Raw genomic sequence first — 24,612 nt, 5'->3', positions numbered from 1 at the left:
TACTCACTAAATGCATATAACGGAACTATCGATCCATGGCATCGTTAAATAAAGCCGTCACATATAAACGCTTTGTGGCACTTAAAATTGCTGCATATAACACACCAAATATATTCTTAACTCGCCCTCGTTTATAGGCATTGACCACGGATAGAATCGCGTTAATATAGTCTTCTTCATACTCCTCAAACGTCATAGATCGGTCTATTTTCGCTTTCGCTCGTAACATAATCCCATACACTTTATACATCGTATTCATGTCAAAGAAAGCACCCAAAATGCGTCCGATTCTTTCTGGTAATTTGGTAATTAATCCCTTCTTAATCGCATCCTCTGTATCATATGTATCTTGTATAAGATTATTAGAAAGAGCGGTTTGTTTCTCGATTTCAGGAGATTGAACGCTTACAGGCGTAACACTTTCGGTAGAACTGCGAGTGATCATAGTCGACTTGTCTTCAAAGGGTAAAATACGAAGAATGTTCGCACCATAGCCTTTTGAGACGCGACGGATAAACGATATTTTTTCGATAATTTGTAACTTCGCCAACTTACGAATAGCACGACGAATCGTCGCATCTGACTTCGATAATGCCTTCATGATCGTTTCTACTTTCAAATGAGCAGCACCTGGAAATTTACAAGAGTAGCGACTAAGTAATGATAGGACGTCTCGATCCGTTTGGATTAACTTATGATAATGGGCATTGGTATGCTGCTGAACATGCTTATCCATTTCTTTGACGCTAGTAAATGTTTGATACTCTGATAAATAATACATAGTCTGCTCCGATCGCCACTCTCTATTTGTTAAGTAGTGGGCGTTTATTTGTATGTTTGGATATTCAGGTATTTTGCCTTTATAGTCCTTACATAGAACAAACTGATCAGTGAGGAGACAATTTTTTTAAAAAGATTTTAAGATGAAAAAAACGCCTACTTTTTACGAATGATCGTAAAAGTAGGCGTTAATTTTTTCTATGTACTATTAAGTAAATTTCCGACGCGACTTTCGTAGCCTGCGAAACTGTGCAATTTCTTTAAATAAAAACTGCCAATAGGCAAAAGAGAACAGTAATAAAAATGCAATCTTAAAGCCCTGTCTCCATTCATTGAAATATACATAATAGCTAATCGCTGCGAACGCAGTCGTGTAGAAAATAATTCCCCATAAAAGCGACTCGCGTTTAATGTAGAATTTGATCACAAATAGCAACACACAAACGCCTAACAACACCCACTTTAATGTATCGAAATCCATATATTTCTCCCCTTACAATCCAGATTGTTTCCTATAATTCCTTAGATTCATTTCATGTGCCTGTTGCATCCCAAGCTTTTCATAATACCCTTGCAACTCTTCATCACACATTAAATCTATCATATACATATCACTCAGCAAATCCAACATTTTTTTCAACAGCTGCTGGCCTATACCATGTCCTTGATAAGTGGGGAGCACTTCCAAAGTGAATATATTAAACTATTGATTCAGATCTCAAATAATGATAAAGCTTATTATCTACTGGATGTTCAAATTGCATATTCATAGTTACAACTGGCAGGACTTTTCCATTCTTATCAGTCATTGTATCCTGAGCTATACTATTTGGATCCAGCGTCACTTCCCCTAAGTAGTAAAAATCATTGCCTTCACCATTATCTTTTTTCACAAATAAATGAATTTTTATATTGTCTTTTTCTGCGTTAATAATTTTATTTACTTCTTGTGAATGTAGAGTACGATTACTTCGTGTGTACCACTTAAACAAGTTTTGATCAATAAATTCATCACCGTAAGCTACACTCGATTCTACTTCATCATGTTTATGATAGGTAATAAATATAGGACATGTTTGATGCTTTATTTTATATCCATACATCGTTGAAGACTCATCTTGATCCCAATTCAACAGTTTACATGCGTCTTTTCTAGAGTATTTTTTAAACAATGTAAGTTTTTCTTGGCAGTCATAAATATGACTCTTTTCTAACCCACTATTAACAATATCAATCATTAACTGCTTAAAAAAGTTATTGGTAAATAAACTATTTCGAATATCCTTATTAAATATAATACTGTCATTCTCAATAGTGATTAATGGAATTGATCCATATTTCTTTGTATTCCCGCTAGTGTAAAATGATAAATCCAAAACACGATAAACAGATTTCAAAGTTTCATCATCATTATTACATTTATTTTGTAATAAGATTTTTTCGTAATTATCTATTGTTAAGTTCTCGTTTTTAATAAGCGCTTGAACTAATAATATTTCGTGCTTACGCTTCCCATTTAATACTTCTTGAGACAGCATTGTAAGGACTTGACCTTCATAGTTATTAATTTGTGGAACTTCTTGTTTAATCCTTTTAAGAAAAGCAAAATAATTATCATGTTGTGAAATAATTGCGACAGGATCCAAGGAATTGTTAATAACAAAATCGTGCAAATAAGGAACACGACCGATTCTGTTTTTCAAATTTTCGAATGCCTCTTTAAGTAAAACAAGATTTGTAAGGTTAGTATTATTAATAGATTTATATATTTGCTCTCTTGCAATCCCTTCGAAAATCACTGTAGAAACACCTTTTATATAGCTAGTGTCATTTAGTTTTCTTCGAATATTATCTTTGTTTTGCGATTGATCACCTGATAGAGCTACTGGAATGAGATAATTATTTTTATAGTTCCCGATAAAGTCGATAATAGCTACAAAATCCTTAGAATTATGTTTCCGCAAACCACGACCAAGCTGTTGAATAAATATAATACTCGATTGAGTTTGTCTTAGCATTACTACTTGATTAACACTAGGAATATCAATTCCTTCATTAAAAATATCTACTGTAAGAATATAATCAAGTTCACCTGCTTCAAGTTGCTCTACTCTTTTGATACGTTCTTCCTGAGTATTGTCTCCTGTTAAAGCTACGGTTCTATACCCTTTTTCATTTAATCGTTTAGACAGTTCTTTTGCCTCTTCTTTTCTACTACAGAACATCAATCCTCGAACCTTGCTTCCAGAATATCCGTAGTATTCAATTTTTTCGATAATGTGAGCTACTCTTTCATCAGTTACCAATCTCGAAAATTGCGCAGTATCATCAATTAAAACTCCGTCTATTTCTAGATCTGTCACACCAAAGTAATGAAAGGGACATAGCATGTCTTCCTCCAAAGCTTTTTGAAGTCTTATTTCGTAAGCAATATTAAAATCAAACAGCTCATAGATATTGAATGAGTCTGTTCTTTCAGGAGTTGCTGTCATTCCCATCAAAAATTTCGGCTTAAAGTGATTTATTACTTTGCGATAGGAAGCTGCACCTGCTTTATGGACTTCGTCAATCAGTATGTAATCGAATTCTTCTGGATCAAACTGAGATAAAGTATTATCTTTTGATAACGATTGGATTGTTGCAAATAAATATTTAGCACTATTTTCTCTTATAGTACCCGACAAAATTCCATATTCGTCGTCGTAGCCACCAAGTATTGTTTTGAAATCAGATTTTGCTTTTTGTAAAATCTGTTCTCTGTGCACAATAAATAGCATCTTTTTCGGAGCATATCTTCTAACGTCAAATGCAGATAAATAAGTCTTCCCTGTACCAGTTGCCGAAATAATTAATCCCTTATCCTTTTCATTTCGAAGAATCTCAATATTTTGTAGTGCTTCAACTTGCATCTTATTTGGTATTATCTGAAGTGCTTTTTCAATGTTATTAGTTTGATACTCACTAAAACCCTCTATCACTTTCTCCATCTTTTTCTTTTCAGCAGTTTCAACATATATTTTTTCGTATTCAGTTATCCATTCAAGTGATAACTCATGGGATTTCCCCCAGACATCTTCAAATTGATTCTTAAAATGGTGAATAATTTCTCCATTTTCATGAGTAGTTAGTTTTACATTCCACTCATAATTTACTTTTAGGGCATGGGAAGTTAGATTCGAACTCCCTACAATTAAAGAGTAATGTGTTGAGTGTTGGAAGATATAACCTTTTGAATGAAAACCTTTAATATCTGTTAGCCGAACTTTTACATTCTCAATTTTCAAAAGCTCTTTAAAAACTTTTGGCTGGTTAAATTGCAAGAAGGTAGATGTTAATATGCGTCCTTTGATACCTTTTAATTTCAAATCATGAAAATGAGCTTTTAACGTAGCAAGACCACTTTCAGTCACAAAAGCAACTGAAAATAAAAATGTTTCACAATGTTCTAGTTCATCTAATAAAGTTGATAATACCGTTTCATTTTCTGCAGTATTATTTACTAACAATTGTGGTTTATAAGAACCTGGTGTATTTAATTCTTTATTAATAAATCCTTTATGTAATGAATCTTCTAAATTACGAAGAAAATCCCCCATTTTACACCCGCTTCACTCTATATATTTTGTAAGTTCTTAATAGTTAGGACTGCAGGAATATCCGCAGGAGCCCACTCTAGATCTTTTAGTTTATCGATAGTTACCCATCTCAATTCTGCATGCTCAGTTGCTTTCATTTCACCAGAATTAATAGAAGCAAAATAAGAAGTAAGCTGAATGGTAAAATTCTCATATTCGAAGTAAGTATCTTCTACATTTTCACCAACTTCTATCTCGATATTAAGTTCTTCTTGGATCTCTCTAATTAAAGCTGTTTCATGACTTTCTCCTTCTTCAATTTTCCCACCCGGAAATTCCCATAAGTTCGGAAGTGCCATTACTGGGGAACGAAGCGCACATAGTATTTCATTTTGTTCATTATGTATTACTGCTGCTACAACATTTAAGTGTTTCTTCATTTATTGAGCTCCTTATACGCATATATTAAAACTTCTTCAGTTAATTTTCTTTTCACTTGGCCTCTGGTCTAAAAATATAAAATTTATGATTTTACCTTTATTGATTCACTAGCATGCAAATCATTCCGCTCTCATATTCTGGTAGATTTAGTATAACTGATCTCGTTCATAAGATCTCTATTTGCGAGAAAATTCCCACTATATATCAGAATATTAAAAGCGATATGATCACCATGATTTAAGACTTACCTATAGTTGGAGAGAATTATCAAACCTATTGCGAAAGAAAGAAAAAAACGACCGAAATTGCATCTTCGGTCGTTCCCTTTACAGAATACAAGGTGAAGATCTTTAGTAACCAAAAAATGCAGTTTAAAATGGATGCATAAAATTAAACTGCATCAAGTGAAATTGGCGCGATGGACAAAAAATAGTACCTGGACTGCCTGTTTATAAACTAGTAGTAATAAGATACCTGTGCACTTATTGTGAACAGGTATCTTATTTCTTTATACTATTTATATAAAATACTTACACAAAATCCATTATTATCTAGTATATCCGAGTTATTAGGCTATAATTATCTTATTAAATTATTTACGACAATCCAATTCGGAGGTAATACATGTCTTTTATCAGAAAAATAGTGAACAAAATAATGGATACCGAGGACCTCAAGAATCCTGTTACGTTACAGAATCGTACTGAAGAATCAACACTAATAAAAGAATTAGAATTACTTAAAAGCTTATCTGATCAAAGTTTAGATAGTAGACTTATAGATGAGCATTTAAAACTTGCTCGGATTGGTTTATCAGGAGAAAAGAATGTCATGTATGAGCTAAAACATTCATTTATACCAATGATCATTCTCCATGATGTTGAAATAAGTGTTGATGACTATCATGCACAATATGATTTTATTATACTTACACATCAGTTTATATTTGTTTTAGAAGTTAAGAAGTTTATTGGAAACATTATCGTTTCTGATAGTGGAGATTTTACACGTGTTGTAAAAAAGGGTACCCGTACGGTCTTTAGAGAAGGTGTTTATAGCCCCTTAAGACAAGCAAAAAGGCAACGAGATATATTAAATAAGTTCTTGAGAGAACATAATTTGATTAATAAGACCGAAATTATTAGTGGTGTGACATTTGCGAATGAACGAAACGAAATTGATTTGACTAATGCTCCTGAAGAAGTGAAATCAATGATCTGCAAAATTGATGGTCTTGTGTCTTTATTGGAAAAAGAACAAAGGAAATTACCAGACCGAAATGTATTACCTGCTTATTTATTCAAAACGGCACATTTTATTCTAAGTCACCAAACTCGCAAACCCTTTAGTAAACAGCGATATTTGGTTAAAACCGAGATTAATTCTAATATCAACACCAACACCAACACCAATGCCAATACCTATGCCAGTGCCAATTCCAGAACCAGTGCCAATGCCAATGCCAATGCTAATGCTAATACACCTATTAAAAGAACTCTCGCTAGTATTGAACTTATTGAACAAAAGCTGAGAGAGTTCAGAAAAAAAATTGCGAAAGAAAAAGGATATAAAGCATTTCACATATTTAGTGATGCCACTTTAAATGAACTCTTATTACATAGACCTGCTAACAAGGCAGAATTAATCAAGATAAAAGGAATTGGCAATCAGAAAGTAGACGATTTTGGAGATGAACTTTTAAATATTATTAACCTCTAGTATTAGAGTCTTATAAGTTCAAGTTGAGATAAGATATCAAGCTATCTCCGGTATCAACTTAGGATTACTTGTGAAAGAAAGAAAAAAACGACCGAAATTGTAGCTTCGGTCGTTCCCTTTATAGAATACAAGGTGACGATTCTTTAGTAACCAAAAAATGCAGTTTAAAATGGATGAATAAAAGTAAACTGCTTTAAGTGAAGTTGTACCCTGGACAAAAAATAGTATCTGGATGCCCTGTTTAAAAACTAGTAGTAATAAGATACCTGTGCGCAAAACCGCACAGGTATCTTATTTTTTCGTACTTATAAACAGGCAATGGCTAACCTATTTAAAGTCCTAAGTGCAACTGAAACTTAACGAAGCTGTCCCTTGTTTAAATTGTGGATGGACTGGTGAATACATTAACTCAACAAACATTTAGCTTTCTTTATTAAAAAAGCTCTTTAATTGATTTTCACTAGGCATCTGTATTGGGTAGTTAAGATTGATATCTCCCATATTTACAATATACGGACTCGTTGCTTCGATCACTTTGAATTTCCAATGAGGCGATTTTGATTTACTACTTGCCTGAGAACCATTAATCATCATTTGCTTTTGAAATGCTTGTAATTTAGCCATGAGAAACTTATCTTGGAATCGTATCAGTAAATAACCTTCTTGATTCTCCGGATCAAAGTTTTCCATCACTGATTCACTCACATCAAACCAATTCTTCTTATTTTGAACGGATGGTGAAATAATGAAGAATTCATCTTTTTGAAAAAGCGTTGTGTTTCTAACTTGATTTAAACCTAAATCATTTTTTAAAAAGGCTAAATTCACCTTAGACGATTCACTAGCAATAGACATGTAAATCAACCCTCTCATTATATGGTATATTCATTATACCGAAAATTTATCATTAAATACTAATTTGAGGGAAAATTCCCACTATATAATTACATATTTATACGAAAGCGAAGACCCTCCGGTATGCACTCTTATCAAGATACGATTAAACTCGTACAAATATGCCGGTTGGTGATTTCTCCCGCTTCATTGCGCAAAGGAATCGTCCATCGTCATCATCTAACAGGTTGGAATACTATTCCCGCCGTTACCCTTGATAAAAATTAAAATTTTTTAAGTCTATATTACACACTCAAATACATGAAATGAACTGCCTTCTCCGTATCCGTTAATAACTTCATGGAGAATAATTTCATCAAAGCCATTAGTTTTTAGAATATTTTCAAATTCGCCAGATTCATAAAGGCGAATAGGGAAATCCATTATTTCTGATTTCTCTATTTGCCCATCTTTAACTAATTGATATTTCAATTTTGTATTTAACGTCTTACTAGCTTGGTCATAATTTATTTTCTTATATTCAACAATCTCGTTGTTATCAAGGTAATGTCTATTCGTTTGAATCCAATCAGGAATATCTTCAACTGTACCTGTGTTTGTCATAACAGTTAAAAGTAATTTCCCATCTTCTTTTAAAATAGTTTTCATGTTAGCAAGACTTTCTTTCGCTAATTCATCTGGCAAAAGTGAAAAAGAACCAAACGGTATCATTATTAAATCATAATTTTTATCGCCTTTAAATTCTTCTATTCTGCCATAAGAAACATTTGGTTTAAGGTTTAATTTCTGACCTTTTAATTTACATACTCGCAACATTTCTTCTGAAATATCAAATCCCTCAATATCGATTCCTTTTTCCATAAAAGGAATCAGCATTCTACCGTTTCCACACATAGGTTCTAACACTTTTATCTTTTTGTCTTTGACAAAAGATAGAAAAAACTCAAGTTCTTTTCCATCTGCAATAGATTTATCTTTTTCGTATATCTGTGTGCAAAGTTCTCCATAATATTCATTCAACATAACATAATCCTCCCATGCTATTAGTTCTACAGTTGAATAAGATATATGTTAGGATTTTATTGTTTTAAAGAATAACTCGACTGTATTAATAAATTTTTCAAAGTTAGGTTCGAAAATATTATGGTCCGATTCTTCAAATACAACTAAATTTACATTTGGGATTTTCTCCAAATATTTTTTTCCATCATCTATTGATAATGCCGCCCCTTGTTTACCTCCACGGATAACAAGAACAGGACACTGTATAGAACTTAATTTATCCCAAAACAAAACCTGCTTAGAATCTGTTTGTAGTTCATTTAACACATGTGGTTTCATTCTTTCAGACAATGATTTTCCACGCCAAGGCGGTAAAGAGGAAAAAAATTCAACCCACTCAGAAGGAAGTTGCGAATGATAGGCTGGATAATCCCCCAATATCAAACCTTTAATTGAATCAGAATTGTTAAGAGCATAACCAATCGAATAGGTAACACCTCTCGAAAAACCCATGAGTATAAATTGATTTAATCCAAGATGTTTAATAACCACCTCAATATCGCTTATATGATCTTCCAATGTATAGCCCTTCTGGGGAGCATCGCTATTTCCTCTTCCACGGAGCGTTAATGCGATACAACGTCGAGGTAATGTCTTCAATAGAGGTAAATAATCCTCAGCAGATTCAGATAGTCCAGGGATTATTACTAAGGGTAATTCTTGCTTAGCGTCAAAATTACTGTCAATAAAGTGAATATTGGTGCCATTATTGTCTACCCAAACATTTTTATACTCCATTTTTCACCTCAACCTTCACTTCCCCACATTGCTTATTTGTTGTAAGTAACTTAACATTCATAACCGAATGCCTCCATAACTGTGATAAGAATATGTATTCGACTCTTTATCTTAATTTCCTTTTTAAATAAGTGATCTGTTCTTATTGAACTGAACTGCCGCTTTAGTTCAAGAAGAAAAAAGAGAGGCATATTCAACACTCGCGCCAGATTGCAGTAGACCGTTCTGCACATCTATGCTTTCCGGACAATCCTATTTTACCTAGTTCTCCTTCACTAAATTTAAAATAGAGGCCTTGCATAAAGAAATTAATTCAATTAAGAAATAGCCATTCACTACAACTAGAGCGTCTCATCCAATTTTTGAATCTTTGAGTGGGAAATTAAAAAAACATTGCCAAAAACGTCGATTTTGTCTCCCTTTACACGTACAGCGCAATCTTTGTTCGACGCATAAATATTTATTTCTTCCGATAGGAGAGATAGTTCGCTTTGCACCAGTGCAAAGTTATTTTCAAGATCAAAATGAGACAAGACGGAAAAATTGTCAAGACCGATTCCGTCGTAAACAGAGCTCATTTCAACTTTATATCCAAAGTTTTTCGAGCATAACCATTTAGCTGACATGTTAATTGCACCAGCGCTTGCTCCCATCACAACAGCGCTGCTTTTTTTAATCGAATCCGATAATTCATATTCCATCAAAAAAACATTTTGTTTAAGAGTATTCCCACCCAACAAGAAAATGACTGAAGCATTTTGAATTATCGTTTGGGCATCTTCCTTCTGTAAGCGATAATTTATTAAATGATATTCATCAAATATAATGCCAGCCTGGTCAAGCCACGAGCGTTCAATAGCACCATCATCTTCATAAATAGATGGATTCGACCTAATCATAGCAAGCGATTTTCTATCAGTTATATCCTCCTGTAACACCCTGCCCAGATTCTCTGGAAATAAATTGTTAAACCAACCTAAATAATAGTGAGTTTTCATAAGTACCCCCGTAGCAAAGTGTAAATTATATTTATTCCTTGCGTCACTCATTCTGTTTTCTTGTCACCAACAAAATACTCTCAATATGGCCCGATTGTTGAACACAAGTTAAACAACGCTCTTCAACTAACCTGCGGCATTAGTTCATTTAAAAAATCTCTTTTATTTATTATACTAACAATATCCATTTTACTTTTTAAAAATAAAACTTTCCGTTAATTATAAAAGCACCTCGAAATGAGGTGCTAATTTGGGTTATATTTTGCTGTTTTATTCAGAAAAAGTGATCCAAAATGGAACGGGTTAAGAAGCAATTTCGGTCGTTTTCTTTATGGAAAACAAGTATTCATTTTTGGACCATAACGGTTTCCTTCTATCTAACAGGACTAAGAGCTAGAAGGTCCCCCCATGTGTGCTTGCCTCGTTCTTTAACTCGCTCACATAGCTCACAAAACAAATAAGCAGTGGTTAACGCGTCTCCAAGAGCACTATGCCGTTCAAATATTCGTGTTTCAAACACAACAGCATAATATTCAAGGTCTTTTAATTCCCAGGTCGGCACTAAATAAGACAGCAAATCAAGCGTATCGACTGAAGGCGGTGGTTGAAATTTGATATCTGCACGACGAAGTTCATGTTTAAGCACTTGCATATCAAATGTTAGATAATGCCCAACCATGCTATGAGCACCATGCTCTTCGGCAAATGCAAATAAATCTTCAATCACTTGGAGTGAGTCAGGTGCATTCTCTACATCCTCATTTTTAATCGATGTCAAATCGGTAATAATTTCAGGAATCTCACGTTTAGGGTTCACATACGATTGAAAGGTTTTATTCTCGAGAACTTTTAAACCTACAATCGGCACAGCCCCAACTTCAATTAGTCGATCGTCCTTGCCAACTGCAAATCCTGTCGTCTCCGTATCTACAACCAGAAAACTCAACTCATCAAGTGGTGTTGAAAGGGGAATTTCACGGTTTATGCCATCTTGAAATACCCTCTTTGACCAAATTGCCATTCGTTCTCCCCCTCTTCACGTACCCAACTCCTATACACCCATATCTCGTAACACCGTCATCTGAAACTCGCGCAACACGGTCAAGGCTCTCGATAGTAATGCTTTTTCTCTTGATGTTAGCTTGTCAATTAGTACTTTAGAATTCCCTACTGCTAGTTTTTGTTGAAGGGTCACCATTAACACATAATCTGCGCTTTCCTTTAACTCTTCTAACGTACTATCATCAAAACGATTTAATTCACGCAGCGATTCAAGTTTTTCAAAGGTAGATCCATCCACAATTTTATTTTTCAAGCATATCAACTGAAGGGAGTGATGGAATGGGAATAATACGCGTAGCTTTAGATCAATTTCCTTTCCTTCTCGTAAAATAAAGGAAAGGATACGATGATCTAATGAAGGGATCATGGTCCCTTTAAGTTCTCTAGCCATTTGCAATAAAAGAATTCCCGACCGTTCAAGTTCCTCGTTAATCGCATTCATAAAGTCGTGATGTAGTGAGCGATCCCCGCTCACCCACCTCATCGCAAAGAAATTATAAGCGTACAATGTATTTTGTGTAGTGGTATTAATGGTCCAACGATGGATACGTTGTTGCCAGTCTGCAAGCGAACCTCTCCAAATTTTATTGCTAGCCATCATATCTCCATCACAACGTTTGAACCCGACCATTTCTAATAGGCGAACTATTTCATCTGCAAGTTTCTTGAAATAGTCGTCTATTGCCTTGGTTGATTTTTCATAGACTAAAAAATGATCCTGGTCCGTCATAAGAAGTTGTTCCCCACGGCCTGCGCTTCCCATTTGATAAAAAACAAATTCACAAGGTGTTGTGAGACCATTTTCTTTTAAAAGACGTTGTTGAGCGAGTTCGATACTTTTTTTAACAATTTCATCGTAGATCGGTGTCATTGTAGAAACAATTAATCGTATACTCTCTCTTTCTTCTAAAAGTTGACTACTCACTTGTTTTACTTTTTTTGATACTTCTTCTACCGATGACTCGTCCAAGTGATCGATATTTGCCATCACTTGTTGTATGGAGCGATGTCGCTGCTTTAGTACATCAGAAAGTGTCAGCATCCCAACTGGTGCTTCCATTTCATCTACAACGATTACATGTCGTAAAGTTGGATTCTTTTGAAAGATGGTTAACGCTTCATAATAATATGCGGAACGTTTGATTGTGATGCTTTCTTTACCGACAATCTCTAAAAGTTTCGTTGTCATAGGTTTATCTTGTGCAATCGCAGAGATGATTTCCCTCATCGATACGACCAGCGATTGTGAGGAAGAAGAGTCTAGACAAACGACAGCACTGAGTCCCTCTTTATACATAAATTGAATACCATCTAACATTGAACTTGATGGTGGCAGCATGAGCAAAGGGGAAGACATCATGTCTTGCACCCTTTGAAATACTTTTTTCTGACTATCCATCCAACTAGATTGCTGCAGCTGCTCAGTAAATGATTGATAGACATCTTGAAGTCTAAACACCACTTTTTCTAAAAAATAACGTTGAATTTCTGGTTCTTCCAACATTTCCTTGACTACATCGTAAGGAAGAAACAGCCCAAGCGTTGTTTCTAAGGCTTGAATTTCTACTGTATTTGGCGGCTTTTGCTGAATTTTCAACATATTACTCAAACTAGCTAATCCAATAATTCCACCTGGACCAGCTAATTCGAGCACTTCCCGTTCGTGTTGATAGCCTGCTGCATATACTTCCGCTAAACCTGAAGTGACGAGTAGTATTCCCTCTCTCTTCTTTCTAGCGTTCGCTATCAACACACCTTTATCATACTGACGCTCTTCACAACGACCATACAGCTGATCAAACTCTAGCTGATTTCGTCCTTTAAAAAGCGGCGTGTTTTTCACAAAATCTTTAATCGATTTTCCGTTACTTGGTTGGCGGAACGTCTTCTCCATTATCCAACCACACCTCTCCATCTCTATACGTCATCTGTTCTGGATAACGTAAATCCTGTACTTCTTCTTGGATTTTCTTAGATGGTGGCTTAGTAGCAAGAGACACGACAATATTTGTTATTAATGCTGCAGCTGTTCCAAAGACACCAGCTCCTGTATCAATAATTCCTAAAATCGTAAATCCGCCATATTTTGCAGCGAAAATGTATGTGAGTGTCACCGTTAAACCTACGAGCATACCCGAAATGACACCAGCTGCATTCGAACGCTTCCACCAAACTCCTAGTAGTAAAGCCGGGAAGAAGGATGAAGCGGCTAAAGCAAATGCCCATGCGACTATTTGTGTAATCGCGCCAGGTGGGTTAAGTGCTACAACACCTGCAACTAGAGAAGCGATAATAATTGACCAACGACCCACTGACAAACGTTTTTTATCTGTCGCTTGTGGATTGATTGAACGGAAATAAATATCATGTGATAACGAAGAAGAGATGGCCATCATTAGTCCACCAGCAGTAGACAATGCAGCAGCCATTGCTCCAGCCGCCATCAATCCAATAACAAAGATTCCTAAATTCGCAATTTCTGGTGTTGCCATAACTACGATATCATTTGAGATTTGTAATTCTGTCCATTGTAAAATTCCATCACCATTTGTATCCGCAACCAGAAGCTTGCCTGTATCTACCCAGGATTTTGTCCATTCAGGCAACGCATTTATTGGAGAATTCGCTACTTTCGTCATCAAGATGAAACGAGAAAATGCAGCGTATGCAGGTGCTGAAAGGTAAAGAAGTCCAATAAATAGAAGTGCCCATGCGCCACTCCATCGAGCAGCTTTCATTGTTGCAACCGTAAAGAATCTTACAATTACGTGAGGCAATCCAGCTGTACCAGCCATAAGAGTAAACATTAGAGCCATGAATTGCCACTTGGTCCCATTGGTGAATGGGGTTAAGTAATCCGAGATTCCGAGATCCGCGTCGAGAATTTTCATTTGTTCTAACACTTCACCATAAGATACCCATGGAAGTGGGTTATTTGTTAATTGAAGAGACATGAAAATTACGGGTATTAAATAGGCAGTGATCAACACAACATATTGAGCAACCTGAGTCCATGTAATCCCTTTCATCCCACCTAGAGAAGCATAGATCGCGATTAATACTGCCCCAATAATCGTACCAAGACGATAATCAATTTCTAGTAATCTACCAATAACAATACCTGAACCTGACATTTGACCAATCGAGTATGTAAAACTGATGATAATTGTTGCAACAGCAGCAATTAATCTAGCTACATTACTATCATAGCGATCTCCTATAAATTCTGGCACTGTGTATCGACCGTATTTTCGCAGTTGAGGAGCTAACAGGAATGTTAGTAATAAGTAACCGCCTGTCCAACCCATAATGTAACCAAGTCCGTCATAGCCCAAAATCATAACGGTACCGGCTAAACCAATGAAAGAAGCAGCACTCATCCAGTCTGCCCCGATGGCCATCCCGTTATAAATCGCTGGAACGCCTCGACCGGCAACATAGAAATCAGAAGCAACCTTTGCTTTATTGAAAATAGCGATCCCTACGTATAATCCAAATGTTGCTAGTATGAATGCAAATGACACAATAAATTGTGTTTCCATAGTATTTCCCTCCTTTAATCGATCTCTTTCTACAGTTACAATATTTTAGTGATCCATCGGTTTACCTTTACCAATTGTTTCATTTCGTGAATCATCAATGCCGTATTTTTTATCGATACGATCACTAATAATGGCGTTTAAAAATAATAAGATGATAAACGTTACGATTGCACCTTGTGCTCCCATGTAATAGTGAATTGGGATTCCCATAAACGTAACTTCAGTTAAAGATTCAGCGAACAATACAACACCAAATGACACAATAACTCCTATCCCCAAAAAGCTCATAATTAAAGTCGTACGTGTTTTAAAATAAGCATCTGCCACTTTTTTATCAATTCTCTTCACCGCATGTTCTCCCCTTTCATTTCTAGCCTTTTAAATCAAAGATAAATTGAATCGTTTCCCATAATGGTAAGGGAACTTTTATTATTTCTACTAAAAGCAAACTACCAACTGCTAATAGCGGTAATGCAAATAACCACTTTTTCTTTAGCTTTAATGCCAGAAACACAGAAACGATTGTAATAATTGCAAATACCCATACCGGAATCATTTTACCCCTCCGAACTTTAAGTGTTAGTTAAAAAGAATAGAATATAATGAAAATTCTAACTTTTCCTTATTATTCCTGTAATATCGCTTCCTGTCAACATTAAATTTCCATAGATTAGTAGGATAAATAACCTATTATCTTAAAAAGTTATCTACTCTACCACGATGTAAAAGCGCTCAAGCTCTGAATAATCTATAACAGTAATGATCCCTCTTGGGTATTACTACCCGTAACAGAAAAATATTTTGATTATTATAAATATGTACATTTTGTATCAATTTAAAGAAAAATGACCAAATTCCCAACTAAAAAAGGATTTTCCATACACTTTATCGACATAAACTTCCAAGTCGCTTCGGATTGCAAAGCTTTTCAAAAATAAAAGACGACGTGAAAGTGACTTTGTCACTTCCACGTCGTCTTTCATATAGGCATCTTGCGGTTACTCGTCGTATAGGTACACAGTGTTTTGAGTTTGGTATACGAAAAATAGAAACAGAATTTTTAGAAGCCGGCAGTTGAAGGTTAAATTTCGATCTTTACTAAAGAAAGTTACGTAAGGATCATCACACCGACGAGTTCTTCGAGTGGTAGTTGATGGATGCCGACTGGGTCTTCGTAGCGAAGATAGTGGTTGTTTGCTTCTTTGATGATGCCCTGATGATAGCAAAGTTTGTCTTTCTTCCATGAGGTGAGACGTGTTTCCATTCGGCTGATGAGTGCTCGCTCAATTTCTTCTTGCATGGTATCGTAATCAAATTCATCGAGTACAGGCTTTTTAACTTTATCTTGATCCTCTTGCCATTTGCGGAGTTCCATCACATGTTCTGGCAGCATCATGGCCGTCCATTTGATGTTTCCTCGATCTTTAAGGTCACCTTGGACTTTTAGGCCTCGGTTAATTTTCATGAAATGACGTCCTCCCTTTCTTTTCGAATGACAGGAACCACTGCGAGAACATGATCAAAGTAAAAAGTTCGCTTTGCCTGCTTTGTAAAACAGTACGCTTGAAACGTGTCTTCGTAGGCCTTGACGACTTTCACACGACGTTTTGTGATGTTCCCATTCTGTGCAAGATAAATCATTTCCACAATGTTTTGTCGCTTCATATATTTAATAATGGTGTCTTTCATTCGTGTTATCTCCTTTCCTTTTATTATATGCGAACATTTGTTCTTTTATCAAGAAATAATTGAAGGGTATATTTGGAAGCTGTCATGAGGGTGATCTATCTTTTTTCGAGGGGCTTTCAATGTACTTATTTAAAGAAAAATAAAAAAACAGCTCCAATAATAAATGAGCCGTTTCCTTTATCGTTTATTTTGGGCTAATAAAACATGTGTTTACTGTTTCTGCTCTTAAGATTTCTGTTCACTTCTTTTAATTGCTGGATTCTTCTTTCTAAATCATTCTTAGGCTTTGAATTTTTGGAAAAAACCACTACGATAATACCAATGATTAGCGCTGCTGTTACTATGAAAAGTAAGATCGGTAATAATCCAATAAGAGTATCCATATAATTTCCTCCTCTTCCTTATTGCATTTCCTCAAAATAAGCTTCTTAATTTGGATATTCCCACTTTCATAGTGAACATCTTCGGCATATGAGGGATTATTCTTTGCTCCTGCTTTTTTTAAGATTTCTGTTCTCTTCCTCTAATTCCTGAATTCTTCTTTGTGAATCATTCTTGGATTTTGAACTTTTTGAAAAAATCATTACGATAATACCAATAATCACTGCAACTACTATCAAAAAAAGTATGATTACTGTTAAACCCATAATAGAACTCGAACTAATTTCCTCCTTTTTCTTATTTTATCTAAAAATTCTAAATAATCCAGTAATATTTATAATTTTATATAATTATTTTTCTCATGACCTTCTCAAATGGCCTAATTGGATAGTTAACTTGGTTAACAAGAAGGTTCGAAATGGTGCTGAATGGATCTGTTTTCGCTACGCTCCTGTTTGAAAGAAGAAATCATCTGAGGTTCATCTCAACTTGTTTTATTGAGACACTATTTCAGCCATTTTTCGATTGCTAAAAATTTATCGGCCATTTTGTGGTGTTTATCGGCCACTTTGGAGATTTATCGGCCACTTCTGGAGTTTTATCGGCCAATCTCAGGATTTATCGGCCAAACTCATCTCACAGCCTAGTTAACTTGCTGAAACAACTACTAATATTTTATGAAGAAACCCTCACCAACAGAAATGGACATGTAGCTTAGCGAAATGGCTACCATTCAGGAGTTTCCAGTTTGATTCGACAAGTGCAGCTGAACGGATCTGTTTTCGCTACGCTCCTGTTTAAAAGAAGAAATCATCTGATGTTCATTTCAATTTGAAGTCAACTTGTTTTATTGAGACATTATTTCAGCCATTCTTCGATTGCTAAAAATTTATCGGCCATTTTCGGGTGTTTATCGGCCACTTCTGGAGTATTATCGGCCACTCTCAGGATTTATCGGCCAAACTCATCTCACAGCCTAGTTAACTTGCTGAAACATTCATTAAAGAAGGGTTCTTATCATCGCATCTTTTTCTCATTTAGTCTTATAAGTATTTATACATTTATTATGCGGATGATAATAATATTCGGTAGCTTTCCTCAATACAAGTTATACTTCACCATCTTTTTACTTTGCACTATTCACACTTTCTTCTTATTATAACTACCTCTTTATTTTTCTCTAATATCCTCAAAGCGGATTTAATCCAATCATGGTCAACAAAGAAGCCATTATTGAATTTCAATTAAATTATTTCAAATGAAATTAACGTTAAATTATTATTTCACTATGTAAAAATCCACCTAAATAATAGATTTCCAGATTTCGACTACATAATTGAAACATGGTTTCAAAACCCTTTTATGGAGGCATTTAGAAGTAATTATAAAATTATAATAACTTGGTTAGTTCTCTATTTTAATACCATGATTAGCAGTATACTATTATTAAGGTAATATTATACTGGAGTGAATCCACATGAAATTGAAAGTACAGACATTGTTCATTATTGGTATATCCATGGTTCTCTTTCTAGCTTTTCTAATGTTAGTCACCCGTCCACTATTAATTCGTGATGGAGATCACTTGGACCGTGAGCGATTAGAACTAAACCTGGACATGGTACATAATTATTTTGAATCCGAAAAAGAAGATTTGAACAGGATCTCCTTGGATTGGGCAATCTGGGACGATACCTTTGAGTTTATTGAAGGCAATGGTAGAAACTATGTCGAACGAAATTTAATGGATGCGACATTTGATAATCTAGAAATTACGTATATGCTATTTTACGATATGAATAATGAATATATAAACAGCTCAGGGATTGAACCCATCGATTCTTCTATGAAACAAACGATGCAAACCTTAATCGATAACACCAAACCTCAAGAACTCCCTTTTCTAGCAAGCACACCAAAAGGACTCGCTTTGATCGATATTGAAAAGGTTTACCCAAGTAATGGTAAGGGGCAATCGAACGGAAAAATGGTTATGATTCGTTTTATTGATCAATCATTTATTGAAACGTTAGAAATGAATTTATCCTTACAGCTAGAGAGCTTCACCCAAGTCACGAAACAGTCAGCACAGCTTAAGGACATTCAGATCATTAGTAATAAACAACTTCTAGGAACGCTTTATATAGAAGAGATAACCGATGGAAAGTACATTGAAGTTTCCATGTTGCAGAATCGGGACTACTTCATTCAAAAACTAGATAGTATAAATAACTTATTCATTACATTCATCGTGATGATTTTGATGATCGTTTTATTAATTTATATCTTGCTTGACCGACTTATTGTTTCACGCGTTACAACCTTGTCGGGACAACTACGTGATATTCAAGAATCAAAAGATGGGTCAACTCGTCTTGGGTACAGCCGAAAAAACAAAGACGAAATTTATGTCTTGGAACATACGGTCAACGACATGATGCAATCCCTTGAAGAATCCCATGAAGAAATTAAACGGCTCGCCTATCTCGATTTTTTAACAGGTCTTCCTAACCGTTTCCGCTTGCAGCGAGATTTTGAATCATTTGCTCAATCTTCAGAGCGACTAGGGACTCTATTCCTTGATTTGGATGGTTTCAAAGCAATAAACGATGTATATGGGCATGCAGCGGGAGATTCTCTTCTTCAAGCAGTCGCGTTCCGTTTAACAACCTTAATGCAAGATACTCCAGGCATGGTAGCTCGTATAGGTGGGGATGAATTCATTATTTTGGTGCAACATCAACAACAAGAAGAACTTGGCTCATTTGCCCGATTAATTACTGAAGCGATTAGCGAACCTTACGAAATACAAGGAAATTTAGTGCACATTACTTCAAGTTTGGGAATAAGTCAGCTACCAAAAGATGGTCATAAATTTTATGAATTGCTTAATCATGCAGACACAGCTATGTATATATCAAAGAAAAAAGGTAAAAATCAATTTACCTTCTATGAAAACAACTCAGAAAATTTGTCATGATACTTTTCATATTAATGTGCCTGGCACAAATACATTTTTCACCTATTAACTAAATTTCAGCGTTACGCTATTCAGAACGTAGTCCATAAAAAAACCAGTAGCCCTTGAGGTTACTGGTTTTTCCCGTTATAACGGTCTCATTGATAAAGTTTACTTGGTTAACGAGACCGTTCGAAGGGGGTGATACTTAGTAAAATTAAATTATCGATCATTATTACAGAGATTTATCAGTCAAACTCGTCTCACATACTAGGTAACTTGATGACACGCATCTTGATAAATTGAAAACTTTTTCAACAAACCTCACCAACAGAAAATGGCCATGTAGCCTAGCGAAATGGCTACCATTCAGGGCTTTCCAACTTGATTTGAAGTGAGCTGAATGGCTTTTTTTCCGCTCCTCTCCTGTTTGAAAGAAGAAATAGCCTGAGGTTCATCTCAATTTGAAGTCAACTTGTTTTATTGAGACACTGTTTCAGCCATTCTTTGATTACGAAATATTTATCGGCCATTTTGGGGTGTTTATCGGTCACTTTGGAAGATTTATCGGCCACTTCTGGAGTTTTATCGGCCACTCTCAGGATTTATCGGCCAAACTCATCTCACAGCCTAGTTAACTTGCTGAAACACCTAGTAATAAATTGAGACTTTTATGAAGAAACCGTCACCAACAAAAATGGCCATGTAGCTTAGCGAAATGGCTACCATTCAGAGGTTTCCAACTTGATTCGAAGTTGAGCTGAATGGCTCTTTTTCCGCTACGCTCCTGTTTGAAAGCTTAGTGACGCAATCTTTCTTTTCAATTTTGGAGGAATACAATACTATAAAAAAAGTAAGAAGCTGCCGAAATTGCATCTTCGGCCGCATGTTTTCTATGTAGTAAGTGCCTATTCTCTAGTAAACCAAAATCAAAGAACTGTGCACGTAATGGTTGTAGGCGAGCGACGGACGCACACCTGCCGCAAGATTGCCTTTGAAAAAGAAGAATTGCGATGTGACAACGTCACATCGCAATTCTTTTTACTCTATAGGTTATGGTGCTGCTAGTGTGCGGTCCATAGCGAACCGGAAACCATAGTCGATACAGAATGAAAGTCCTTTCGCTAAGGATTTCTAGTGTTAAAAGCACCCTTGAAGTGAATATCTCCACTCCAAGGATGCGCCTCAATTGTTTTTAAAGATCATTGTGATCTAAGCCCACACACTAATTGGTTTAGGTTTTCTATATTTGCTGCCAGGATGACTCTCTGGCAATAGGCTACTTTCATGGTCAAACAATTTTTCTCTTAATGTTCCTTCTTTATACTCCGTTTTGTAAAGTCCTCTTTCTTGTAAAACTGGAACGACTAAATCAATAAAGTCTTCCAAACTCGCCGGCGTCACCAAGTGGTTAAGATTAAATCCATCCACTCCTGATGCTTCAAATTGATATTGAATGGCATCTGCTACTTCGCTTGGATTGCCCACAATAATTGTTTCTCTGTCTAATTTCTCAAGTCGCTGTATTGCTTCTTTAATAGACAATTTTTTCTTGTAATCTGTAGTTAATGAAGCTGCTTTATAGTGGCCATGTTCTGTAGGCTTAAATTCAAAAGGCTGCTCCTGGTCTACTTCATCAAACTCAGCTAAGTCGTATCCACTTGCTCCGCCAAATTGAGCCATGGCAGCATCAGGACTCCACAGACTGTTGAACTCTTGGAATTTCAACTCCGCTAATTCTGTTGTTTCTGCCACTATGACAGTTAAGAATGAAAAAATCTTAATATGGTCTGGATTTCGACCAAATTGTTCGGCCCGACTTTTAATATCCTCTGTATAGTACTTGATTTTTTCAGGCGTCGGTCCACCCACAAAAACACATTCCGCATGCTTCGCAGCTAAAGCTCTTCCTTTTTCAGAAGTTCCTGCTTGGTAAATGACAGGTGTACGCTGTAAGGACGGCTCAGTTAAATGAGGACCTTCAACACTGAAATATTTACCAGAGTGATTGATTTCATGTACCTTTGAAGAGTCTATTAAAATATTATTCTCGGCATCGTCGATAACCGCTCCATCATCCCAGCTAGATTCCCAAAGCTTATACGAGACTTCGAGAAATTCTTCAGCAATATCATAGCGTTCATCATGCTTAATCATCTCATGAAGGCCAAAATTCTTCGCTGCATTCGGTAAATAGGAAGTGACTACATTCCAAGCCACTCGTCCTTTCGTTAAATGGTCTAGAGTGGAAAAACGTCTTGCAGTTCCGAAAGGCTGTTCGTATGTTGTGCTGACGGTAAAGGCAAAAGAAAGGTTTTCCGTCACACTTGCCATTACAGGAATAATTAATGCCGCGTCTAGTAAAGGTACTTGTAGACCATCACGGATAGATGGTTCCTTACTTTGTTTGAATGTATCATAGACGCCAAGTACATCAGCAAAGAAGATGGCATCGATCTTTCCTCGCTCCAAAAGTTTGGCCATTTTAATCCAATAATCCAGATCTTTATAGTTGCGTTGTCTCTTGCTATCCTTATGCTTCCACAATCCATGAGAATTGTGCATAGCACTAGCCATATCAAATGCATTTATTATAATTTGTTTAGTCATTGCTTAACCCCATTCCAATAGTTTCTGTTAGTTCCACAGGTCAGGCTGCAGGTCCCCTTCATAGGGCCAGAAAGGGGGAAAGTTCTCCTTTTCCCCTTCTAACGCCGATGTCAGGCTAACAAGGTTTACTGATTTTCTCTTTTTATTTCATCCAATCGGGCCAAACATAGCCTTGGTATTTCTCATTTTCTTCATTTAATTTCTTGAACTCCTCTGATTGGTAAGCCTCTATCAGGTCTTTTCCTAGTTGGCTGTCCTCATCTTCTCCTCTTAACGTAACCCCGATCATGTAAGAAGGCGGCGTTTTTTCTAATTCAACGGCTTCTGATAATTTTAAACCGGAAGATATGGCAAAGTTGCCATTAACAAATGCATAATCTACGCTTTCAAGTGCTCTTGGCGTTTGTGCAGGATCAAGTGGTTCAATTACTATTTTCTTTATATACTCAGCAATATCTTTTTCAGATGCTTTTGTTGGTTCAATTCCTTCTTTCAATTTGACCCAGCCAATCTGTTCAAGCATGATCAGTGCACGTGCTTGGTTTACTGGATCATTTGATGTAGCTACTGTATGACCATCTTCGACATCATCGATAGATTTGTGCTTTTTAGAATAAATACCAATTGGTGCTGTTGGTACCTTTATCAATTCAATCATGTCCATATCTCTTTCTTCAGCAAAATTCTTCAAATAATTAAAATTTTGGAATACATTGGCATCAATGTCCCCTTCGTTCAGTGCAACATTAGGCTGGATATAATCGTTGAATTCAACGACTTCTACTTCGTATCCTTTTTTCTCAAGATAGGGCTTGATGCCTTCGTTTAGCTGGTCCCCATAAGGTCCTGCGGTTGCACCAATTTTGATTTTCTTGTTGTCGGATTGAGCATTCGTTTTTTCAGTAGCTGAACATGCGGATAACATCGCCGATAGGATCAGAATGATAGTTATAGATATTATTTTATAAAATTTCAATAGTTTTTCCTCCTTGGTAGTGTTTATTTATAAGATTCAAAAGCCTGTCTCGCTAATAGTGAAATGACAACATCGTCCATTGGTGGGTTATGAAGACCCGCCCTCACATCTCGGTAATATCTCTGCAGTGGATTTGATCTTTGAAGGCTTTTTGCCCCTACGATCCTCATGGCTAAATCAACCACTACGTTGGCACTGTTTACTGCAACATGTTTTGCTGCTGCTAACTCTGCTGACATCTCTGAACGTTTAGACGGCTCTTCGTCCCATCGTTGTGCAATCGAGTAAAGAACATGCCTTGCCTTTAAAAGCTCTAGCTCCATTTCGCCAATTTTCCTCTGTACTTCGGGTACATCCTTAATTGGTCCTGGCAGGCTGTTCGGTTTATACTCTGAAGCAAATGAAACGGCATAATTTCTGGCAGCAATCGCCACTCCAAGATAACAAGCTGGAACATGTAGTAGCCAAGCCCTTGGTTGATTGTTTAAGTTTCCTGTTTCCGTTTCTACTAGAGCATCTAGAGCAAGTTCCACCTTACTTAAAACTAGATCATCACTTCTGGTACCACGCATTCCAACCATATCCCAGTTTTCCTCGACACTTACTCCTTGAAGTTTGTGATCAACTAAAAAGACACCAATTTCTCCCGTTTCCTCAATCGTTGCGGTTACCAGTGAATAATCGAGAGCAGGAGCCATCGAGGTAAAAGATTTTCTACCTGTAAGCGACCATTTACCATTGGTATTTACGGCAGTGGTTTGAGGCTTACCTCCCCTAGTCGGACTTCCTGTCGCTGGCTCAGTAGCCGCCCGATTAATTAACACCTGATTTTGAACCACTTCGTTGCATAGTTGTTCAAACTGTTTTTCCTTCCAGTTGCGCTTCTCACGAAGATCAAAAATTACGCCAACATGCCAACCAATACATAAGGCAGTAGAAGGATCCCCTTGACTGAGTCGTTCCTGCAACAGAAGAAATTCATATAATGAAATTTCCTTACCCCCATATTCTTTTGGAACAGATAGAGAAATATAGTGAGAATCTTTTAATTCTTGAAAGTTTTCAAATGCAAAGCGACCCGTTTCATCTATTTCAGCAGCTCTTGTACTGAAGCGATCTGCTAATACTGCAGTTTGTTGAAATAGTGTTTTGTGCTGTTCCGTTTTGAAAAATGGTCTTGATAAATCCTCGGACAACTTGGCGTGTTTAGTTTCATATTCCATAA

General features: G+C 36.2%; 22 protein-coding genes. 2 read left to right on the top strand and 20 right to left on the bottom strand.

The features are described 5' to 3' along the window. Positions 1-25: 25 nt before the first annotated feature. The 5 genes from C406_RS0112375 to C406_RS0112355 form a co-directional block, all read right to left on the bottom strand. A complete protein-coding gene (locus C406_RS0112375; protein ID WP_017380951.1) occupies positions 26-781 on the bottom strand; it encodes a hypothetical protein in 756 nt (251 codons plus the stop codon). A 207-nt stretch (positions 782-988) separates the two neighbouring features. Then, positions 989-1,261, bottom strand: a complete 273-nt coding sequence (locus C406_RS0112370; RefSeq protein WP_017380950.1) for a hypothetical protein — start codon at positions 1,259-1,261, stop codon at positions 989-991. A gap of 12 nt (positions 1,262-1,273) precedes the next feature. Beyond that, positions 1,274-1,468: a GNAT family N-acetyltransferase gene (locus C406_RS19585; RefSeq protein WP_051005505.1), complete on the bottom strand. Its 195-nt coding sequence runs from the start codon at positions 1,466-1,468 to the stop codon at positions 1,274-1,276. Positions 1,469-1,478: 10 nt separating this feature from the next. Next, positions 1,479-4,376: a DUF3427 domain-containing protein gene (locus C406_RS0112360; protein WP_017380949.1), complete on the bottom strand. Its 2,898-nt coding sequence runs from the start codon at positions 4,374-4,376 to the stop codon at positions 1,479-1,481. Positions 4,377-4,393: 17 nt separating this feature from the next. Further along, positions 4,394-4,795 carry a (deoxy)nucleoside triphosphate pyrophosphohydrolase gene (locus C406_RS0112355; protein WP_017380948.1) on the bottom strand — a complete coding sequence of 134 codons (402 nt, stop codon included), beginning with the start codon at positions 4,793-4,795 and terminating at the stop codon, positions 4,394-4,396. A gap of 625 nt (positions 4,796-5,420) precedes the next feature. Between C406_RS0112355 and C406_RS0112350 the strand changes: the two genes are divergently transcribed. After that, positions 5,421-6,515 (top strand): HRDC domain-containing protein, encoded by a 1,095-nt coding sequence (locus C406_RS0112350; RefSeq protein ID WP_017380947.1) that lies wholly within the window; start codon positions 5,421-5,423, stop codon positions 6,513-6,515. A 420-nt stretch (positions 6,516-6,935) separates the two neighbouring features. Here the strand turns inward: C406_RS0112350 and C406_RS0112345 are convergent, their stop codons facing one another. The 12 genes from C406_RS0112345 to C406_RS0112285 all read right to left on the bottom strand — a co-directional run bounded on the left by C406_RS0112345 (position 6,936) and on the right by C406_RS0112285 (position 16,844). After that, entirely contained in the window at positions 6,936-7,370 is a 435-nt protein-coding gene (locus C406_RS0112345) for a hypothetical protein (RefSeq protein WP_017380946.1), read from the bottom strand. A gap of 279 nt (positions 7,371-7,649) precedes the next feature. Continuing rightward, a complete protein-coding gene (locus tag C406_RS0112340; RefSeq protein ID WP_026045692.1) occupies positions 7,650-8,390 on the bottom strand; it encodes a class I SAM-dependent methyltransferase in 741 nt (246 codons plus the stop codon). 51 nt (positions 8,391-8,441) lie between these two features. Next, entirely contained in the window at positions 8,442-9,170 is a 729-nt protein-coding gene (locus C406_RS0112335; protein ID WP_017380944.1) for an alpha/beta fold hydrolase, read from the bottom strand. A gap of 341 nt (positions 9,171-9,511) precedes the next feature. Next, entirely contained in the window at positions 9,512-10,168 is a 657-nt protein-coding gene (locus C406_RS0112330; RefSeq protein WP_026045691.1) for a Type 1 glutamine amidotransferase-like domain-containing protein, read from the bottom strand. Between the two features lie 373 nt (positions 10,169-10,541). Continuing rightward, on the bottom strand, positions 10,542-11,189 hold the full coding sequence (locus tag C406_RS0112325; protein WP_017380942.1) for a 3'-5' exonuclease: 648 nt from the start codon (positions 11,187-11,189) through the stop codon (positions 10,542-10,544). A gap of 30 nt (positions 11,190-11,219) precedes the next feature. Further along, entirely contained in the window at positions 11,220-13,124 is a 1,905-nt protein-coding gene (locus tag C406_RS0112320) for a DUF294 nucleotidyltransferase-like domain-containing protein (RefSeq protein WP_017380941.1), read from the bottom strand. Beyond that, positions 13,096-14,772 carry a sodium:solute symporter family protein gene (locus C406_RS0112315; protein WP_017380940.1) on the bottom strand — a complete coding sequence of 559 codons (1,677 nt, stop codon included), beginning with the start codon at positions 14,770-14,772 and terminating at the stop codon, positions 13,096-13,098. The genes C406_RS0112320 and C406_RS0112315 overlap by 29 nt, the downstream gene beginning before the upstream one ends. Positions 14,773-14,817: 45 nt before the next feature. Then, a complete protein-coding gene (locus tag C406_RS0112310) occupies positions 14,818-15,120 on the bottom strand; it encodes a DUF4212 domain-containing protein (protein WP_017380939.1) in 303 nt (100 codons plus the stop codon). A 22-nt stretch (positions 15,121-15,142) separates the two neighbouring features. Then, positions 15,143-15,328: a hypothetical protein gene (locus C406_RS0112305; RefSeq protein WP_017380938.1), complete on the bottom strand. Its 186-nt coding sequence runs from the start codon at positions 15,326-15,328 to the stop codon at positions 15,143-15,145. Positions 15,329-15,880: 552 nt separating this feature from the next. Next, complete coding sequence (locus C406_RS19925) at positions 15,881-16,237, bottom strand: YolD-like family protein (RefSeq protein ID WP_017380936.1); 357 nt, start codon at positions 16,235-16,237, stop codon at positions 15,881-15,883. After that, positions 16,234-16,461: a hypothetical protein gene (locus C406_RS0112290; RefSeq protein WP_017380935.1), complete on the bottom strand. Its 228-nt coding sequence runs from the start codon at positions 16,459-16,461 to the stop codon at positions 16,234-16,236. Before C406_RS0112290 ends, C406_RS19925 begins: the two co-directional genes overlap by 4 nt. A gap of 194 nt (positions 16,462-16,655) precedes the next feature. Continuing rightward, positions 16,656-16,844, bottom strand: a complete 189-nt coding sequence (locus tag C406_RS0112285) for a hypothetical protein (protein ID WP_017380934.1) — start codon at positions 16,842-16,844, stop codon at positions 16,656-16,658. A 1,475-nt stretch (positions 16,845-18,319) separates the two neighbouring features. Between C406_RS0112285 and C406_RS0112275 the strand changes: the two genes are divergently transcribed. Beyond that, positions 18,320-19,822, top strand: a complete 1,503-nt coding sequence (locus C406_RS0112275) for a sensor domain-containing diguanylate cyclase (protein WP_017380932.1) — start codon at positions 18,320-18,322, stop codon at positions 19,820-19,822. A 1,191-nt stretch (positions 19,823-21,013) separates the two neighbouring features. Here C406_RS0112275 and C406_RS0112270 read toward each other — a convergent pair. The 3 genes from C406_RS0112270 to C406_RS0112260 all read right to left on the bottom strand — a co-directional run bounded on the left by C406_RS0112270 (position 21,014) and on the right by C406_RS0112260 (position 24,610). Then, a complete protein-coding gene (locus tag C406_RS0112270) occupies positions 21,014-22,411 on the bottom strand; it encodes an LLM class flavin-dependent oxidoreductase (RefSeq protein WP_017380931.1) in 1,398 nt (465 codons plus the stop codon). 142 nt (positions 22,412-22,553) lie between these two features. Continuing rightward, positions 22,554-23,387, bottom strand: a complete 834-nt coding sequence (locus C406_RS0112265; protein WP_017380930.1) for a MetQ/NlpA family ABC transporter substrate-binding protein — start codon at positions 23,385-23,387, stop codon at positions 22,554-22,556. 23 nt (positions 23,388-23,410) lie between these two features. After that, positions 23,411-24,610 (bottom strand): acyl-CoA dehydrogenase family protein, encoded by a 1,200-nt coding sequence (locus C406_RS0112260; RefSeq protein WP_036654654.1) that lies wholly within the window; start codon positions 24,608-24,610, stop codon positions 23,411-23,413. Between the last annotated feature and the right edge of the window lie 2 nt (positions 24,611-24,612).

Origin of the sequence: Paenisporosarcina sp. TG-14, assembly GCF_000297555.1 — a bacterium.
Lineage (GTDB): Bacteria > Bacillota > Bacilli > Bacillales_A > Planococcaceae > Paenisporosarcina > Paenisporosarcina antarctica.
This window is presented reverse-complemented; position numbering and strand designations above follow the sequence as displayed.

Excerpts from the sequence above, each read along its gene's own strand:
- C406_RS0112375 (WP_017380951.1), bottom strand. The coding sequence starts at position 781 with ATGTATTATTTATCAGAGTATCAAACATTTACTAGCGTCAAAGAAATG.
- C406_RS0112370 (WP_017380950.1), bottom strand. The coding sequence starts at position 1,261 with ATGGATTTCGATACATTAAAGTGGGTGTTGTTAGGCGTTTGTGTGTTG.
- C406_RS0112360 (WP_017380949.1), bottom strand. The coding sequence starts at position 4,376 with ATGGGGGATTTTCTTCGTAATTTAGAAGATTCATTACATAAAGGATTT.
- C406_RS0112355 (WP_017380948.1), bottom strand. The coding sequence starts at position 4,795 with ATGAAGAAACACTTAAATGTTGTAGCAGCAGTAATACATAATGAACAA.
- C406_RS0112350 (WP_017380947.1), top strand. The coding sequence starts at position 5,421 with ATGTCTTTTATCAGAAAAATAGTGAACAAAATAATGGATACCGAGGAC.
- C406_RS0112345 (WP_017380946.1), bottom strand. The coding sequence starts at position 7,370 with ATGTCTATTGCTAGTGAATCGTCTAAGGTGAATTTAGCCTTTTTAAAA.
- C406_RS0112335 (WP_017380944.1), bottom strand. The coding sequence starts at position 9,170 with ATGGAGTATAAAAATGTTTGGGTAGACAATAATGGCACCAATATTCAC.
- C406_RS0112330 (WP_026045691.1), bottom strand. The coding sequence starts at position 10,168 with ATGAAAACTCACTATTATTTAGGTTGGTTTAACAATTTATTTCCAGAG.
- C406_RS0112325 (WP_017380942.1), bottom strand. The coding sequence starts at position 11,189 with ATGGCAATTTGGTCAAAGAGGGTATTTCAAGATGGCATAAACCGTGAA.
- C406_RS0112320 (WP_017380941.1), bottom strand. The coding sequence starts at position 13,124 with ATGGAGAAGACGTTCCGCCAACCAAGTAACGGAAAATCGATTAAAGAT.
- C406_RS0112315 (WP_017380940.1), bottom strand. The coding sequence starts at position 14,772 with ATGGAAACACAATTTATTGTGTCATTTGCATTCATACTAGCAACATTT.
- C406_RS0112305 (WP_017380938.1), bottom strand. The coding sequence starts at position 15,328 with ATGATTCCGGTATGGGTATTTGCAATTATTACAATCGTTTCTGTGTTT.
- C406_RS19925 (WP_017380936.1), bottom strand. The coding sequence starts at position 16,237 with ATGAAAATTAACCGAGGCCTAAAAGTCCAAGGTGACCTTAAAGATCGA.
- C406_RS0112290 (WP_017380935.1), bottom strand. The coding sequence starts at position 16,461 with ATGAAAGACACCATTATTAAATATATGAAGCGACAAAACATTGTGGAA.
- C406_RS0112285 (WP_017380934.1), bottom strand. The coding sequence starts at position 16,844 with ATGGATACTCTTATTGGATTATTACCGATCTTACTTTTCATAGTAACA.
- C406_RS0112275 (WP_017380932.1), top strand. The coding sequence starts at position 18,320 with ATGAAATTGAAAGTACAGACATTGTTCATTATTGGTATATCCATGGTT.
- C406_RS0112270 (WP_017380931.1), bottom strand. The coding sequence starts at position 22,411 with ATGACTAAACAAATTATAATAAATGCATTTGATATGGCTAGTGCTATG.
- C406_RS0112260 (WP_036654654.1), bottom strand. The coding sequence starts at position 24,610 with ATGGAATATGAAACTAAACACGCCAAGTTGTCCGAGGATTTATCAAGA.